Source organism: Pseudomonas sp. IT-P4 (assembly GCF_949767755.1).
In the GTDB taxonomy this organism is placed as follows: domain Bacteria; phylum Pseudomonadota; class Gammaproteobacteria; order Pseudomonadales; family Pseudomonadaceae; genus Aquipseudomonas; species Aquipseudomonas monachiensis.
Genome location: NZ_CATKPX010000015.1, coordinates 100,563 through 117,053 on the forward strand (window position 1 = coordinate 100,563; position 16,491 = coordinate 117,053).

The 16,491-nt window shown below is 56.6% G+C and carries 13 protein-coding genes, 3 tRNA genes and 1 pseudogene; 13 read left to right on the forward strand and 4 right to left on the reverse strand.

Translation table 11 applies throughout. The features are described from left to right. Positions 1–740 precede the first annotated feature (740 nt). Positions 741–2,426 carry a colicin-like pore-forming protein gene (locus tag ACM6IT_RS02055; RefSeq protein WP_414917381.1) on the forward strand — a complete coding sequence of 562 codons (1,686 nt, stop codon included), beginning with the start codon at positions 741–743 and terminating at the stop codon, positions 2,424–2,426. Between the two features lie 602 nt (positions 2,427–3,028). Here ACM6IT_RS02055 and ACM6IT_RS02060 read toward each other — a convergent pair. Then, complete coding sequence (locus tag ACM6IT_RS02060; protein WP_414917382.1) at positions 3,029–4,105, reverse strand: 3-deoxy-7-phosphoheptulonate synthase; 1,077 nt, start codon at positions 4,103–4,105, stop codon at positions 3,029–3,031. 653 nt (positions 4,106–4,758) lie between these two features. On the opposite strand from ACM6IT_RS02060, the gene ACM6IT_RS02065 reads away from it, so the two are divergent. The 12 genes and pseudogenes from ACM6IT_RS02065 (at position 4,759) to ACM6IT_RS02120 (ending at position 14,672) form a co-directional block, all read left to right on the forward strand. Continuing rightward, positions 4,759–5,232 (forward strand): GNAT family N-acetyltransferase, encoded by a 474-nt coding sequence (locus ACM6IT_RS02065; RefSeq protein ID WP_414914495.1) that lies wholly within the window; start codon positions 4,759–4,761, stop codon positions 5,230–5,232. A gap of 97 nt (positions 5,233–5,329) precedes the next feature. Next, entirely contained in the window at positions 5,330–5,971 is a 642-nt protein-coding gene (gene uvrY / locus ACM6IT_RS02070; RefSeq protein WP_032829778.1) for a UvrY/SirA/GacA family response regulator transcription factor, read from the forward strand. A gap of 2 nt (positions 5,972–5,973) precedes the next feature. Continuing rightward, positions 5,974–7,797, forward strand: a complete 1,824-nt coding sequence (gene uvrC / locus ACM6IT_RS02075; protein ID WP_056724454.1) for an excinuclease ABC subunit UvrC — start codon at positions 5,974–5,976, stop codon at positions 7,795–7,797. A 32-nt stretch (positions 7,798–7,829) separates the two neighbouring features. Beyond that, entirely contained in the window at positions 7,830–8,390 is a 561-nt protein-coding gene (gene pgsA / locus ACM6IT_RS02080) for a CDP-diacylglycerol--glycerol-3-phosphate 3-phosphatidyltransferase (protein ID WP_008051977.1), read from the forward strand. A 63-nt stretch (positions 8,391–8,453) separates the two neighbouring features. Beyond that, positions 8,454–8,529: transfer RNA gene (locus ACM6IT_RS02085), tRNA-Gly, on the forward strand. A gap of 46 nt (positions 8,530–8,575) precedes the next feature. Then, positions 8,576–8,649, forward strand: a tRNA-Cys gene (locus ACM6IT_RS02090). A gap of 195 nt (positions 8,650–8,844) precedes the next feature. Continuing rightward, positions 8,845–8,931, forward strand: a tRNA-Leu gene (locus ACM6IT_RS02095). 149 nt (positions 8,932–9,080) lie between these two features. Then, positions 9,081–9,536, forward strand: a pseudogene (locus tag ACM6IT_RS02100) (four-carbon acid sugar kinase family protein); the annotation flags it as partial. 224 nt (positions 9,537–9,760) lie between these two features. Beyond that, the gene (gene otnI, locus ACM6IT_RS02105) at positions 9,761–10,552 is read left to right on the forward strand and encodes a 2-oxo-tetronate isomerase (protein ID WP_414917383.1); all 792 of its coding nucleotides are present in this window, start codon (positions 9,761–9,763) and stop codon (positions 10,550–10,552) included. A gap of 202 nt (positions 10,553–10,754) precedes the next feature. Continuing rightward, entirely contained in the window at positions 10,755–12,302 is a 1,548-nt protein-coding gene (locus tag ACM6IT_RS02110) for a phospholipase D-like domain-containing protein (protein ID WP_414917384.1), read from the forward strand. 125 nt (positions 12,303–12,427) lie between these two features. Beyond that, a complete protein-coding gene (locus tag ACM6IT_RS02115; RefSeq protein ID WP_056724464.1) occupies positions 12,428–13,888 on the forward strand; it encodes an MFS transporter in 1,461 nt (486 codons plus the stop codon). Positions 13,889–14,066: 178 nt separating this feature from the next. Further along, the gene (locus ACM6IT_RS02120) at positions 14,067–14,672 is read left to right on the forward strand and encodes a hypothetical protein (protein WP_056724466.1); all 606 of its coding nucleotides are present in this window, start codon (positions 14,067–14,069) and stop codon (positions 14,670–14,672) included. A gap of 270 nt (positions 14,673–14,942) precedes the next feature. Here the strand turns inward: ACM6IT_RS02120 and ACM6IT_RS02125 are convergent, their stop codons facing one another. From ACM6IT_RS02125 to ACM6IT_RS02135, 3 genes are all read right to left on the reverse strand, one after another. Next, positions 14,943–15,125, reverse strand: a complete 183-nt coding sequence (locus tag ACM6IT_RS02125; RefSeq protein ID WP_056724468.1) for a hypothetical protein — start codon at positions 15,123–15,125, stop codon at positions 14,943–14,945. Between the two features lie 233 nt (positions 15,126–15,358). Further along, entirely contained in the window at positions 15,359–15,553 is a 195-nt protein-coding gene (locus tag ACM6IT_RS02130) for a hypothetical protein (protein ID WP_056724469.1), read from the reverse strand. A gap of 92 nt (positions 15,554–15,645) precedes the next feature. Beyond that, a complete protein-coding gene (locus ACM6IT_RS02135) occupies positions 15,646–16,488 on the reverse strand; it encodes an NAD(P)H-binding protein (RefSeq protein ID WP_414914350.1) in 843 nt (280 codons plus the stop codon). Positions 16,489–16,491 lie beyond the last annotated feature (3 nt).

Sequence of the window (16,491 nt, forward strand, 5' to 3'; positions counted from 1 at the left end):
TCGACGCTCGCAGTCGGTCTGCGGCTTCAAGTAACAGTTGTTCTGTGCCTCAAATACATCCTTGAACACGGCTTGCAATCGACCATGATTCGAGTCGGATCCCGAGTCTGGTCAGGTCGCTTTTTGCCTGGGCGACCGCGTGGTCAGTGTTCCGTGGCGATGTCCTATGAGGTTGACTTTGCGTGCACCAGTTCTTTCCAGTACCCGCTCGATCTGCGTAAGCAATTGATCATCAAGTACTTCGTTGTCATAAGTGGCTGATACGCAGGGAACGGACACCCTTGCTCCGGCGCTCCTCCGCGTCTACCTGGTGTCGTCAAAGACCTCGAACTTGCCGATTCATTCGACGCCGAAAAGTCGTGGGCCAGCAGTATTGAATACCAGGTGTTTGCATTCCTTTGCATATCGCACATCTTCGCAAACATTCGTGTGAGTGGTATTACGCCTAACTCTAAAGCCATTGACGGAAATGGGGTATACGAAAGTTTCATGAGTATTGAAGAAGACGGAAATCAGTAGGTACATTCGAATTTATGGACGGTCTTCGCCGAAATATCTCGACGTAATTCGTTGGGTAGAAAGTTGTAAAGCGCTAATTCCTACCACATCAATATCAATATTCCCTGTAGCACTTAGTGCTCTCCTGACATCACAAGATTTTTTTATGACGTTCAATAGGCCTCGTTCGATGTCGATTGTTGGATGGCGAACTTTCAATGGATTGATGGGGGAAGTTACACATGGCAGATGATGGATTTGTTCGAGGCGAAACTTACTACATTAAACCTACGCACATTGTTGCTGGGCGTCAGCAAACCTTCGGTCCTGGTGGTGGCGGTGGTTACAGCGGAAATAATGGTGGATGGGGGTTGCAGGACGGGCCACGTAGAGGGGAGGGAGGTCCAAGTGGAATTCGGGATATCGCGTTGCCAAACGTTATGGCCGAGTTTATGAACGAACAAGTCTACAGTCAGCAGCAGATTGATAATGAATACAATGCACGATTCAATACACTCATCACCGATACCGCGCGTGAATTGGAGGAAAGAAAAGTCGCTGCAAAAAGCGCTCAAGTTTTAGCACCCTCAGAATCTGCTGCCGTAGACCAACAGGTCACCCTGGAATTTATTGACTCAAAAAAGAAGCAATACATATCCATTGCGCCAAATATCTACGGCCTTTATGGTCAGAGTCCATTCTTTATGATGGGGGTGCTGCCGCGTCAGAAAATGCGTGAATTTCTGAACTCCGGTAGCGCCGACTCCCAAGCTCTCATGAGCCTGTATTCCATGTTTGACAACGTCTATAAATCTGCATTGGAGCTCAAAGCGCTTTCGCTCTCGGTGGATATTCTGGCTGGCAAACTTGCCGAGCTAGCTAACAGCAGAAGCCAAGCGGAGTCGGTTGTTCCTCTAGATGGCGCCGCATGGTTCGCTGTGCAGAATCAGCGACTTAGCATTATTGGTTTGGAACTGGATATTCACGCTCAGCAACTTCCCGAGTTTCTTCAAACAGAGCTCGTTGCTGCGGCAGGTTCCCTGACTGGCATGACCCAAACTCAAGTATTGTTACATTACAAGGCGACGCTAGAGCGTATGGCTTCGACCAAAATGGCAGAGATCAGACCTGTCGTTGCACCGCCTCCATTCAAAAGAGGTGGTGTAACCATCAATTTCACAGCGGCGAACCCGAAGATCAGTTCGCCATTGAGCAAGCCTGAATTAGAGGCTCTCAATGAGTTGGTTTATCTGCAAACCCACACCCCGATTGGGACAAAGTGGCTCAGCTACCACGACGCCTTGTTGAAGGCCGAATCTGCAAGACACCTGACTTCAACTTCAAGCGCCTTGGGCGGCTTGGCCGAGCGGTCGAATGAAGCTGAACAGATCCAGAGTGCAATCAAGTTTACCATGGATTTTTATAAGGAGGTGAGTGAGCGATTTGGTGTAAGAGCCGAGGTGCTGGCGAAAGAACTTTCGAAAAATGCCAAAGGGAAGACGATTCGTAATGCTGGTGAGGCAATAAAGGCTTTTGATCAGTATAAGAATGTTTTGAGCAAGAAGTTTGGAGTCAAGGACCGGGAAGCGATTGCTCGGGCTCTTGACGCTCTAGATAAAGATGTGATGTCTAAAAACCTGACGGCATTCGGTAAAGGTCTGAAGGCTATTGGTAACATCACTGATCTTTTCAGCTTGCTCGCTGAAGCGAAAACATCATCTAGGAGTGGTGATTGGGTGCCATTTTTTGTAAAAGTTGAGTCTTTAGTTGTGGGTAAGGGTGCAACCACTCTGGTAGCGTTCATGTTTGGCCTGACGGCCGCGACACCCTTGACTATTCTGGGATTTGCATTGCTAACGGCTGTGATGGGGGCATTGATTGATGATGCACTGGTGGGCAAGATCAACGACTACGTGATAAATCTCTGATGTGTAAAGGGGGTGGCAGCTTTCACCCCCTTTTTAATATCATGAATATCAAGTAAGTGCTGCCCAGTGGGATGGCGAAGACGAGGCAAAAAAATATAAAAAGTGCATTTATTCCTGTAGAGTCTCCCTTGATAAAAAAATCCTTTCTCCAGAACTCCGGTCCTGTCAGTTTGTAGGCGCTGGCGGTTGTAAAGTACCTAGAGAGTGGGTATAGCAATGTGCTGAGTAGCATAAGTGTGACAAGTTTAATGTCATGGTAAAAAAGGTTGTCATCAATATAAAAAGCAGCACTAGCTGTAATTAGGTACAGTGCGCTCAATAGTAAGTGTTTAGTGAAATATTTTTTATCCATCCTTGACCTCGTTACTGCTGATGATAATGCGCTGTGCCTGCTTGAATCGAGCTGGCGTTACTTTTTTCTTACTCTGTAGATTTGCTTCCATGCATAATCATTCAGATTTTTTTCGTCAGAACTCTTGTGCTTCAATCGTCGTCCAAAAGCATTCACGAATGCAGCATCTAAACGTTACAAATTGTACGGGGAGCGAGGAACTCAGCTTGCGCCGTAGAGGGCGCAAGGGAGCTCAACACCAGAGCGATTGTTAAGTGCGAATTTGTTTCCGCAATCTATCCGCTGCATCGCGCAACAACATTTCCGTCCCGGACCAGCCAAGGCAGCCATCCGTAACTGACACGCCATACTTCAGCGGTGAACTCAACGGCTGGCAGCCCTCGAACAAATGGCTCTCGATCATCATGCCGATCAGCGAACGATCACCTTGCAGGCGTTGTTCAAGTACATCCTGGAACACGGCTGGCTGGCGCAACGGGTCTTTGCCGCTGTTGGCGTGACTGCAATCGATCATGATTCGAGCCGGAATCCTGAGCTTGGTCAGGTCGCTGTTCACCTGGGCGACGCTGGCGCTGTCGTAGTTCGGCCCGCGATGGCCGCCGCGCAATACCAGGTGTGTGTCTGCATTGCCCGGGGTTTGAATGATCGCCGGATGTCCCTGGCTATCGACACCGAAATGGCGATGAGGATGAGCGGCGGAGCGCATGGCGTCGCTGGCGACACCGACACCGCCGTCTGTCCCGTTCTTGAACCCTACAGGCATGCCAAGGCCGCTGGCCATTTCCCGGTGGATCTGCGACTCCGTGGTCCGGGCGCCAATCGCCACCCAGCTCAACAGATCGTCGAAGTAGCCGGCGGCCATCGGTTGCAGCAGCTCAGTGGCAACGGGCAGGCCCAGGCGGAGCATTTCGCGCATCAGCTCGCGGGACAACGTCAGGCCGGCGGCCATGTCATCGCTGCCATTGAGGTGCGGATCGTAGGCCAGGCCTTTCCAGCCAACCGTGGTGCGGGGTTTTTCGACGTAGGCACGCATCACCAGCAGCATTTCGTCGCTGACTGCGGCGGCGAGGCGGGCAAGGTTACCGGCGTATTCGAGGGCTGACTTTGGATCGTGTATCGAGCAGGGGCCGACGATGACCAGCAGTCGGGAATCTTCACCGTTGAGGATCGCGCGAACCGCCTGGCGGTGGGCGGCGACTTGCCGGGTCAGGGCGTTGCCGAGGGGCAATTGCTGTTTGAGTTGCAATGAGCTGGGCAGGCGCAGGGTCAGCGCTTCATTGGCAGGGCTCATGGTGGACAGCGGCAGTGCGGAGACGGACGAGTTCATATTCAAGGCTTCCTGGACTGGTGGCGGGTTCGTGCCCGCGCGCTCGGCCCTACTGGGGTGTTCGACAATTGGCCGGATTGGCTGCGTGTGTGTGCTTGCCACCTGTGGGTGACCGATCGGAGGCGGCAGGCTGTCCCGAGCGGAGGGTGGTAAATCGCCAGGCGGTAAAACTGTCGTAACGGTAATAAGTGGCGTAGTTCATGTTTTGAATCCTCTGAATGTCTGGTGTGTCGCTAAAAGTGTTGGGGCTGAAAAAACAAAACCCCCGGTCGGGAGGCCGACCGGGGGTTGAGAATTCTCTGGTGGCGACCCGTTTGAAGTGGGCGCCATGTGGGTATCAGGCGCGCCAGTGGCTAAACCAATACCCAAAATAAAAGCTGACCGGAGTACAACCGTCGTTCACCCGGGCAGCCGCAACCGAGCGCGGGGCGCTGGCGGTACGAAGCTGTAAGAGGGCGTTGAACATGGTCTGTCTCCGATGGATGGTCCGAGCTTACTAGAGGCCGGTACGCAGATTCAATCAGAAAATGCTATCGGCCAACGATGGCGCTTTCTATTGCTTGAGTGCCCCCACGGTTGTGACACACTTTGCGCTGCAACAACAATCCTATCGTCACAAGGACGCACATGACCCTCGCTGTGGAATTGGAATGATGGAGCGCCAATGGCGCCCGGCAACACCGGATGACCTGGAATTCGCCCGCGAACTGACCTGCAGAAACATGCTGCGTTACTACATTGAGCATGAACTGTTGTGGCAGGACGAAGCGTTTGACGTGGCCTGGGCCGGGCGGGACAACCGTTTGATTACATCGGACGACGGAGTGCTGGGCTATGTCAGCCTGAGTCGTGATGCCAGAGCCTTGTATATCCGCGAATTGCATATCGTCGACGCGTTTCGTGGGCAGGGCACTGGATCCTGGGTGATCGATCAGGCATCGGCTCTGGCGCGCCAGGAGCGGCGACCGGCATTGCGCCTGACGGTTTTCGAAAACAATCCGGCGCGAGCGTTGTACGAACGCAAGGGGTTGAGGGTGGTGGGCAAGGACGAATGTTTCCTGAGGATGCAGCTGGATATCCCCGGGCTGGATCGCTGCAACACGCTTGCGACAAGCCTTTCAAGATGAATTGAAACTTTTAATCTGACGCTTTCCGCTAGGTCTGCCAGAAGCTTTTTGCTAAGGTGTCTGGCAACCCAATAAGACCATATCACGAGGTGTCTGCTTGATTAGGGTGCTAGTAGTCGATGACCATGATCTCGTTCGTACAGGCATTACACGAATGCTGGCTGACATCGATGGCCTGCAAGTAGTCGGCCAGGCCGAGTCGGGTGAGGAATCCCTGATCAAGGCGCGCGAGCTGAAGCCCGATGTGGTGTTGATGGACGTCAAGATGCCGGGTATCGGCGGTCTTGAAGCCACTCGCAAATTATTGCGCAGTCACCCGGATATCAAGGTCGTCGCGGTGACTGTATGTGAAGAGGACCCGTTTCCTACACGGCTGTTGCAGGCCGGTGCGGCAGGTTACCTGACCAAGGGGGCAGGTTTGCCGGAAATGGTCCAGGCCATTCGACTGGTGTTTGCCGGGCAACGCTACATCAGCCCGCAAATTGCCCAGCAACTGGCGATCAAGTCCTTCCAGCCCACCAACGATTCGCCTTTCGATGCCTTGTCGGAGCGGGAAATCCAGATCGCGCTGATGATCGTCGGCTGCCAAAAAGTACAGATCATCTCCGACAAATTGTGCCTGTCGCCGAAAACCGTGAACACCTACCGTTACCGCATCTTCGAAAAGCTTTCGATCAGCAGTGATGTCGAGTTGACGCTGTTGGCGGTTCGTCATGGCATGGTCGACGCCAGCCTCTGAAAATGAACGACACCTTTGATCCGAGCGCCTTTCTGTCGACCGTTAGCGGGCGCCCCGGCGTGTACCGCATGTTCGACAGCGAAGCGCGGTTGCTCTACGTCGGCAAGGCGAAGAATCTCAAGAGTCGCCTGTCGAGTTACTTTCGAAAGACCGGGCTTGCCCCCAAGACCGCCGCGCTGGTAGCGCGTATCGCCCAGGTCGAGACGACGATCACCGCCAACGAAACCGAAGCCTTGCTGCTTGAGCAGACGCTGATCAAGGAATGGCGTCCGCCCTACAACATCCTGCTGCGCGACGATAAATCCTACCCCTACGTCTTTCTCTCCGACGGAGAGTTTCCGCGCCTGAGCATTCATCGCGGCGCGAAAAAGGCCAAGGGCAAATATTTCGGGCCTTATCCGAGTGCCGGCGCGATCCGCGAAAGCCTGAGCCTGCTGCAAAAGACGTTTTTCGTTCGCCAATGCGAAGACAGTTATTACAAGAACCGCACGCGCCCTTGCCTGCAATACCAGATCAAGCGTTGCAAGGCGCCCTGTGTCGGGCTGGTGGAGCCGCAGGTGTACGCCGAGGATGTCCGCCATTCGGTGATGTTTCTTGAAGGGCGCAGCAATGCACTGACTGACGAGTTGTCCGCCGGGATGGAAGAGGCGGCGATCAATCTCGAATTCGAACGGGCCGCGGAGTTGCGGGACCAGATTGCTTTACTGCGCCGGGTCCAGGATCAACAGAGCATGGAGGGCGGGACCGGGGACGTCGATGTGATTGCTGCCTTCGTCAACCCGGGTGGTGCCTGTGTTCACTTGATCAGCGTGCGGGGCGGTCGGGTACTGGGAAGCAAGAACTTCTTCCCTCAAGTCGGTATTGAAGAAGACGTTTCTGAAGTCATGGCCGCGTTTCTCGGCCAGTACTTCATCAGCAGCCCTGAACGCGACTTGCCCAGCGAGCTGATCGTCAACGTGGTCCACGATGACTTTCCCACGCTGATCGCCGCCATCGACGAATTACGCGGTCGGGAGCTGACCATCAGCCATCGCGTGCGGGGCACGCGGGCGCGCTGGCAGCAACTGGCGGTGACCAATGCCGAGCAGGCTCTGAGTGCGCGCCTGGCGAATCGTCAGCACATTACGGCGCGCTTTGATGCACTGGCCGAGGTGCTGAAGCTGGATGAGCCTCCACAGCGACTTGAGTGCTACGACATCAGTCACTCCAGCGGTGAGGCGACGGTGGCGTCGTGCGTGGTCTTCGGCCCCGAAGGTCCGATCAAGGCCGATTACCGCCGGTACAACATCGAGGGCGTTACGGCCGGCGATGATTATGCGGCGATGCATCAGGCGCTGACCCGACGCTTCAGCAAACTGAAGGACGGGGAGGGCAAGTTGCCGGATATCCTGCTGGTGGACGGCGGAAAAGGCCAGTTGTCCATGGCCCGCGACGTGCTCGATGAGCTGGCCGTGCCTGACCTGATTTTGCTGGGTGTGGCAAAAGGCGCGACGCGCAAGGCCGGTTTCGAAACCCTGTACCTGAACGACGCTGCACATGAGTTCACCTTGCGCGGCGATTCACCCGCGCTGCACCTGATCCAGCAGATTCGCGACGAAGCCCACCGGTTTGCCATTACCGGGCACCGAGCCCGACGTGGAAAAACCCGTCGGACGTCTACACTGGAAGGCGTCGCCGGCGTCGGACCCACACGTCGGCGTGACTTGTTGAAACATTTTGGTGGATTGCAGGAGCTGTCTCGTGCAAGCATCGAAGAAATTGCCAAAGCCCCCGGGATCAGTAAAAAGCTCGCAGAGTTGATTTATGCAAATCTGCACAGCGAGTAGAATGCCCCCTCACCTCGTAGCCAGTTGTGCCGATGAATATCCCTAATCTGATTACCGTTCTACGCGTTCTGCTCATACCGATCTTCATTTTGCTGTTCTACCTGCCTTACCAGTGGAGCTACATGGCCTCCGCCTCGGTCTTCGCATTCGCTGCGGCGACCGACTGGCTGGACGGGTACCTGGCGCGCCGCCTGGAACAAAGCACGCCGTTCGGGGCTTTCCTCGATCCGGTTGCCGACAAGCTGATGGTTGCGGTTGCATTGGTCCTGTTGGTGCAGGAACACGGAAACCTGTGGCTCACGCTGCCTGCCGCCGTGATCATCGGTCGCGAGATTGTCGTCTCGGCACTGCGCGAATGGATGGCCGAACTGGGCGCTCGTGCCCACGTCGCCGTATCGAACCTGGGCAAATGGAAAACCGCCGCGCAAATGCTGGCGCTGGTGATCCTGCTGGCCAATCCAAAGGATTTCAGTTTCTGGGTCTTGCTGGGCTACACCTTGTTGATGGTGTCGGCTGGCCTGACTTTGTGGTCGATGGTCCAGTACCTGCGGGCTGCCTGGCCACATCTGAAGACTGACGTTGAAAAGAAATAAAACTTTTTTGAATCAAGGGGTTGACGGGGCTTCTGGATTCTATAGAATGCGCCACACCAAGACGCGGGAATAGCTCAGTTGGTAGAGCACGACCTTGCCAAGGTCGGGGTCGCGAGTTCGAGTCTCGTTTCCCGCTCCAAGTTTGTACGCATTTGATGTCGCGCTACTGACAGCAAATGTTTTGAGGCCGAGTAGCAAAATGGTTATGCAGCGGATTGCAAATCCGCCTACGCCGGTTCGATTCCGACCTCGGCCTCCACTAATAAACAAGCTCCGTAGATCTATGATTTACGGAGCTTTTTTATTTGCAATAGCCTGCAAGATTTAGTCTTGAAAAGGGTATTTGCGAACTTGCTTCACTGGGGCGGGATGTATATATTTCCACCTCTGCTGCACAAGCGTCAGAACTACCGGATCGTTATCTGGCAAAACCTGGACGCTTCACCGCGCTACCGCCCGAATGGCGAAACTGGTAGACGCATGGGACTTAAAATCCCCCGCTCGTAAGGGCGTGCCGGTTCGATTCCGGCTTCGGGCACCATGAATATCAAGGGCTTGCGTGAGATACCTCATGCAGGCCCTTAGTTTTTTCCGCAATCAAAATCCTTCCGCAATTCGCTACCGGCTTCCTCCCACGCGTCATAAAACCTGTTCCTGCCCACGCCAGTGGTCATCGTCTGTCCGGTATCACTGACGCCCATGACCGAAGCCAACCTGGTTCGGGTGCTGCAATCGCAGACCCGCCTGAATGTCAGCCTGTTGCGCTACGACACGATCGCCCAAGGCGCTGAGCAGGTGCAGGCGCGAATCGCTGAACTGAGGGCTCAAGGTGTCGGCATGGCCATCGCCGATGCCTTGCCGGACAGCGATCTGTACACCCTCGGTAGCGCCTGCGCCGATCTGCCGTTGTTGACGGGTGGTTCGGGGCTGGCCCTGGGCCTGCCGGAAAACTTCCGTCGCGTCGCCAAGTTGCGCGACCTCGACGCCTCGAAACTCCCGGTGGTGTCCGGTGGGGAAGTGGTGTTGGCCGGTAGTGCTTCGATCGCCACCAATGGGCAAGTGGCGGCCTGGCTCGAAGCTGTTCGTCCAGATTTGCGGATTGATCCGTTGGCCTTGGCGGCGAGGGAGCCGGTGGTGGCGCAAGCGTTTCACCCGTTTTGGCAACCGGCGCACGCCCCTGGCGTTGACGATTGCCGGCTTCATGGTCGGGTGGCGTATTCGGCAAGGTGCTGGTGGATACCGGAATCGGTGCCGTGGTCTCCGACATGCTGCGCACCTGGACGGTGATGACCACTTTGCTCGGTACCTTGGGTTTCTGTATTACCCTGCTGATCTGGCCCTTTGTCTAACCCTTTATTTCAGGAGCTACCATGCCTTGTTTTGCTGCCAATCTCAGCATGCTCTACCCGGAACATGAGTTTCTGGATCGTTTCGCCGCCGCTGCCTCTGACGGTTTCGAAGCGGTCGAATATCTGTTTCCCTACGACTACCGTGCTGAAGAACTCAAGCAACGCTTGAGCGACAACGGCCTGGTGCAGGCACTGTTCAACGCACCGCCCGGTGATTGGGCAGCGGGGGAGCGGGGCACGGTGTCGTTGCCGGGCCGGGAGAGTGAATTTCGTAGCGGTTTTGATCGTGCCCTGGACTACGCCAGCGTATTGGGCAATTCACGCATCCATGTCATGGCCGGGCTGTTGCCGTCGGAAAACGATCGCCCGCGGCATCACGGCGTGTACCTGGAGAACCTCGCCTACGCCACCACCCAGGCAGCCAAGGCAGGCGTCACCGTATTGCTCGAACCGATCAATACGCGAGACATGCCAGGCTTTTTCCTCAACCGCCAGGATCAGGCCCAGGCTATCTGCAAGGAAGTGGGCGCCAGTAACCTGAAGGTTCAGTTCGACTGCTACCACTGCCAAATCGTCGAGGGCGACCTGGCGACCAAACTGCGTCGCGACTTCGATGGTATCGGCCATATCCAGATCGCCGGGGTGCCGGATCGGCATGAACCGGACCTGGGGGAAGTCAATTATCCTTATCTGTTCGAGCTGATCGATCAGTTGGGTTATGACGGCTGGGTAGGGTGCGAGTATCGGCCTCGTGGCAATACGTCTGCCGGCTTGCAGTGGTTGCGCGACTGGAAGGTGCGCCAGGCGCTATAGAGGAAGGCTGGCCTGCACCCGGTCCCAGGGCGCTTTCATACTCAGGGCGCAGCTGCCGTAAAATTTCGACACGTTGCTTGAAACGGGCTTTACTGGAATAAGTCGTGCGGATTATCGAGGGCTGCATGTTCTCGGCAGCCAGTACTGGCTGGATGCCGAGTGCAAAACTACAACCGTCGAGGTTGAGGAGCAGTCCTTGCCCATGTCCCGGTTCCTCTGCGCCATGCTGTTCGCACTGCTGCTCGTTGGCTGCGCAACCACGCGCTTGCCCCACGAATTCAGCGAGGCGATACCCGCCAGCGATTCGGCGTTCGGGCGTTCGATCCAGGTTCAGGCCGCCGCACACGAGGGGCGCTCGGGTTTTCGCTTGCTGCCCAACAGCAGTGAAGCATTCCGGGCGCGCGCCGAGTTGATCCGCCATGCGCAGAAATCCGTCGATCTGCAGTACTACATCGTGCATAACGGTCTGAGCACCCGGGCGCTGGTGCGTGAAATGCTGCTGGCTGCCGATCGCGGCGTACGGATACGCATCTTGCTCGATGACACGGCCAGCGACGGCCAGGAAGAAGTCATTGCGACCCTGGCGGTGCACCCGAACATCCATATCCGCGTCTTCAATCCTTTGCATCTGGGGCGCAGCACCGTGGTCACCCGAACCATGGGGCGTCTGCTTGATCTTTCCCAGCAACACCGACGCATGCACAACAAACTGTGGCTGGCCGACAACAGCGCAGCCATCGTCGGCGGACGCAACCTGGGGGACGAATATTTCGACGCCAAGCCCGATCTCAACTTCACCGACATGGACCTGCTGTGCATCGGTCCGGTCGCCGAGCAGTTGGGACACAGCTTCGATCAGTACTGGAATAGCGCCTTGAGCCAGTCGATCAGTGACTTCCTGCTCAACAAGCCGACAGCACAAGACTTGCTCGAGAGCCGTCAACGCCTGGAGCAATCGCTGCAGACCTCACGTATCGAGAGCAAGGTGTTGTACAACCATCTCATGACCTACCAGACTCAGCCGCAATTCGAGACCTGGCGCAAGCAACTGATCTGGGCCCATAACAAGGCGATGTGGGACGCTCCGAGCAAGGTCCTGGCCGACGGCGAGCCGGCACGCGCGCTATTGATGGCCACACAGCTGCGTCCTGAACTCGATGGCGTCAATAACGAGCTGATCATGATCTCGGCCTATTTCGTTCCGCAAAAGCCGGGCATGGACTATCTGCTGGGGCGTGCCGATGCCGGCGTCGATGTGCGCCTGCTGACCAACTCACTGGAAGCCACCGATGTGCCGGCTGTGCATGGCGGCTATGCACCGTATCGCAAGACTCTGCTCGAACATGGCGTGAAGCTCTATGAGCTGCGGCGCCAGCCGGACGATCCCGGCCGCAGTTCTTCGTTTGGCTTCAGTGGTGGCTCGGACTCCAGTCTGCACACCAAGGCCATGATCCTGGACAAGCAGAAAGTGTTCGTCGGCTCGTTCAATTTCGACCCGCGTTCAGTGTTCTGGAACACTGAAGTCGGAGTGCTGGTCGATAGTCCCGAACTGGCCGGCCAAGTGCGCCAGTTGGCGCTTGAGGGCATGGCGCCGGCCATGAGTTACCAGGCCCGACTGGAAAACGGCGAAGTCGTCTGGCTCACCGAGGACGACGGCCGCGAGCATACCTTGCGTAAGGAGCCCGGCAGCAATTGGCGTAGCTTCAAGGCCTGGCTCAGCGACAAGATCGGCCTGGAGAAAATGCTCTAGATCGAAACCCGGCGTACGGCCTCCGGCTGCAACACAACTAAATTCTGAGTAAGTGGAATGTTGAACTCCCGATCCAGAGGCCAACTCCTAACTCACAAGGCACTGTACACGACAACGATGTGGCGATGACCCACCAACAGTTGCATAGCCGCGAGCCCGGCGCGATATTCGAAACCAATCTTCCAGCGCGCCTGGACCGCTTGCCGTGGGGCCGCTTTCACTCCCTGCTGGTGGTCGCGCTGGGCGTCACCTGGTTGCTCGACGGTCTGGAAGTGACCCTGGCGGGCTCGGTGTCCGGCGCGCTGAAAAACAGCCCCGTCCTGCGCATGAACAACTTCGATATTGGCCTGGCCGGTGGCATCTACATCGCCGGCGCAGTACTCGGTGCCTTGCTGTTCGGCTGGCTGACCGATCGCCTGGGGCGGCGCAAGTTGTTCTTTGTAACTTTATGGCTGTATGTAGGCGCCACGGCGGCCACGGCGTTCTCGTTCAGCCTGGAAAGCTTCCTGCTGTTTCGCTTCCTCACGGGCATGGGCATCGGCGGCGAATACACGGCGATCAATTCGACCATCCAGGAATTTACCCCGGTACGCTATCGCGGCTGGGTCGACCTGAGCATCAACGGCACATTCTGGCTAGGTGCAGCACTGGGTGCCGGCGGGGCCATCGTCCTGCTGGATCCGCACGTGGTCGGTGGTGAGCTGGGCTGGCGCCTGTGCTTCGGCATTGGTGCCGCGTTGGGCCTGGTGATCCTGGTGATGCGCCTGTGGTTGCCGGAAAGCCCGCGCTGGCTGCTGGTCCATGGTCAGCGCGATAAGGCGCGACACATCGTCGAAGGTATCGAAGCGAGTCTGCGCGAACAAGGCCACGAACTGCCGGCGGTGACCAGCAAACCATTGCGCCTGCACGCGCGGGACCATACGCCGCTGGGGGAGGTCTTCCATACCCTGTTCGTCAGATTCAGCCGCCGCGCGCTGGTGGGGATGACCCTGCTGACAGCGCAGGCGTTCTTTTACAACGCGATATTCTTCACTTATGCGCTGGTGCTCACCGATTTTTACCAGGTGCCCGCCGAACAGGTCGGTTGGTACGTATTGCCCTTGGCACTGGGCAATTTTTGCGGACCGCTGCTGCTGGGGCGCCTGTTTGACGTGGTCGGCCGACGCGTGATGATCAGCTTCACTTATGCGACGTCCGGAATGTTGCTGGCGCTCAATGGCTACGCCTTCCAGCAGGGCTGGCTGGATGTCACCCAGCAAGCCGCGGCGTGGATGGTGATCTTCTTTTTCGCTTCGGCAGCGGCCAGTTCGGCTTACCTGACGGTGGCAGAAACCTTCCCGCTGGAAATCCGTGCCTTGGCCATCGCCGTGTTCTACGCGTTCGGCACTGGCCTGGGCGGCATCATCGGGCCGACGCTGTTTGGCCAACTGATTCAGACCCAGCAGCGCGGCAGTCTGTTGATTGGTTATCTGGCAGGCGCTGCACTAATGTGTGCGGCGGCGGCGGTGCAAGCGGTTTGGGGGGTGTCTGCCGAGCGTCGAGCGCTGGAACATGTGGCCAGGCCTTTGTCCCAGGCTGAGGATTGAGTGGGGGCGACTGTCCAAAGAGCCGTTTGAGAAAGCCGGCGCAAATCCAGAGGCAATTCACTCAAAAGGGTGACGCGGTCAAGCTGGATGTCTTCTGACATTTTTGCCTGCACCTGCCTGACTCAGGCTCCTTGCAGTAAACGGAGGGTACCTGTGCCCTTATTTTCGAGGGTATTGAATGAAACAAGGACAAGTTCTGCTGTTGGCTTTGTTGATGATGTTTTTAACGGGGTGCACGACTACGCCGCCAAAAGACCAAGGCAATCTCTGCAGTATCTACCGTGAGTATCCCGACTGGTATGAGGACTCGCTGCAAATGCAGAGCGAGTATGGGACACCCCTGCATGTGGCCATGGCGATCATGAAGCAGGAAAGCAGCTACGTGGCGGACGCATTGCCGCCTCGTGACTACCTGCTATGGGTCATCCCCTGGGGGCGAGTCAGTTCGGCCTACGGTTACGCGCAGGCTCAAGACCCGGTGTGGGGTGAGTACAGGGACAATACGGGCAACGGTGGTTCGCGTGACAGTTTCGACGACGCGATCATGTTTATCGGTTGGTACACCACGGGCACCCAACGTCAGCTCGGGATCTCCAAATGGGACACCTACAATCAGTACCTGGCTTATCACGAGGGGCGAGGGGGCTTCAGCCGCGATTCCTATCGCAGTAAACCGTGGCTGATGCAGGTTGCCCAGAAAGTGCAAAAGCAGTCAGAGATTTACAACGCGCAACTAAAAGTGTGTCGCCAAGAGTTGGATGATGATCGTAGCGGGTGGTTTTAACGCATTTACGAAAAAAAATCCCCGCACCTCCTGGGGGAAGATGCGGGGCAATGTATTACACATGGTGAGGAAGGTCGGCCTCCTCAAATGCAGACTGGCTGTATTCGAAGCGTCCGTTAGAGGCACCACCTGTGAACCCCTTGGCCAACCTCCCTCGACGCATATTTAAAGCCGAGGGAGAGGAGTGAGCGAAATCAATAATTATCAAAAGCAGATCAATCAATATGGATATGGCTTCGTGGATAGCTTCTCGGTGAGGGCATCGCGAGATTAAGCCAGTTCCAAAAGAAGTCTGTTGGTGCTGCCAGGCAAGGGGTGAGGTGCATTGATCCGGCCTTCCAGTCTGTTCACGAACGCGAGGGCTTCTGCGTAGCTGCGAAATTCAACGCACCACGCGTTCATCCATACATTCCAGCCTTCCGGCTTGCTCGCTTTCTCGATTTTTATCAGCATCCTGGAATCCCTCCATGTGGTGGTTAAGCCCACATTTAAAGCCAATAGAGGGGGGTGTTTGGAAATTAATAATTATCAAAAATGGATTTACGGCGGCGGGGGATTCAGACGTTGGAGCCGTGTTTGCGATCGATTGGGCATGCTCTAAACCAAGGGTTTGCAAGCGAAAGTATTGCAAACCCTTGTATGTTTCTGCGTCATTATTTCGATCTTGATCATGGTCGCCTGATGCTTCAGGGGGCCGGGTCTGCCTTGCGGCGATCGCTGCCGGCCGGGTTGCCGGTATCGATCAGCCTTCTTTCCAGCAGTACGTTTTCCAGGGCCTGGCGGTCTGACGGGTTCATCTGATGTTCTCGCTCCTTGAGTTCCAACAGGATCGGGGTCGACCACTGGCGGTAGGTTTGTTCAGCACTACGATTGAGTGACATGGGTTCCTCCTTAATCAGGCTCCTGCCAATAAGGCGCCGCACTTCGATACGCCCAAAAACCCTAGTCGACGAAGCGGGTTCCCGCCACTGCTTTACGTCGGACTGCCATTGCCCCAGATGCCCGTAGCGGCAGTGCGCTGTACGTAGTCGCCGAAGTCGCGCGCCGGGCGTCCCAGTGCCCGCTGTACGCCATCGGCCACGGGTGTGTTGCGCCCGTCCAGCACCGTCGTGAAGAGATACAACACCAGATCGATCAACGCCGGGGGAAGCTGTTCCTGTTCCATTGCCTGTCGATAGGCATCCGGCGGCACGGGCACGAATTCGATGTTGCGACCGGTGGCGCGGGCAATCTCGGTCACGGCTTGAGCAAAGGTCAACGCCCGAGGGCCGGTCAATTCATAGAGCTGGCCAGTGTGCCCGGGTTGAGTCAGTGCGGCGACGGCACACTCGGCGATGTCTTGCGCATCGACAAAGGGCTCGGCGACCTGGCCGATGGGGAGTGCGAGTTCACCTTGCACAATGGGTTCAAGAAAGTGTGCCTCGCTGAAATTCTGGCAGAACCAACTGGCCCGTAGAATTGTCCAGTCAATCCCGCTGTCCTGTACAACGCGTTCGGCCTGTTCGGCTTCCACTTCGCCACGTCCGGATAACAAGACCAGTTTGCGGACGCCGCTTTTCACCGCCAGGTCAGTGAACGCCTGGATGGTTTCAACGGCGCCAGGAACGGCAAGATCAGGTTGAAAGGAAATGTAGACGCGATGAACGCCATCGATCACGGCGTCCCAGGTCGATCGATCTTCCCAGTCGAAGGGAGGATTGGCGTCGCGGGAGCCCCGGCGAACGGGCAGGCCGGCGGCTTCGAGGCGTTGTGCGATGCGCCGTCCGGTTTTGCCGGTGGCGCCGAGGACCAGCGTGATTGGTTGGGCAGTTTTCATCGC